Raw genomic sequence first — 628 nt, forward strand, 5'->3', positions numbered from 1 at the left:
TGTTTCACTTCCCCGCGTTCCCTCCACATACCCTATGTGTTCAGGTATGGGTGACAGCCCATGACGACTGCCGGGTTTCCCCATTCGGAAACCCCCGGATCAAAGCCTGGTTGACGGCTCCCCGGGGACTATCGTGGCCTCCCACGTCCTTCATCGGTTCCTGGTGCCAAGGCATCCACCGTGCGCCCTTAAAAACTTGGCCACAGATGCTCGCGTCCACTGTGCAGTTCTCAAACAACGACCAGTCACCCACCCTCGACGGCCCGAAGACCACCTCACGTGAGACCGGCATCTCTGAAGCAACAGCCATACGGCCGTTCCCTCAGGACCCAACAACGTGCCCGACACGAGTCAACCGCCACCTGCGTTCCACGCCCGAGGGCAGTACTGACAGAAGCTCTTCACTCGTGCCGAATAGTCAACGTTCCACCCATGAGCAACCGTGCAGGACATTCGCCTGCAAGCGGCCTATGTGCTCCTTAGAAAGGAGGTGATCCAGCCGCACCTTCCGGTACGGCTACCTTGTTACGACTTCGTCCCAATCGCTGGTCCCACCTTCGACGGCTCCTCCCCTTACGGGTTAGGCCACCGGCTTCGGGTGTTACCGACTTTCGTGACGTGACGGGCG

Source organism: Streptomyces sp. CB01881, assembly GCF_002953255.1.
GTDB lineage: Bacteria > Actinomycetota > Actinomycetes > Streptomycetales > Streptomycetaceae > Kitasatospora.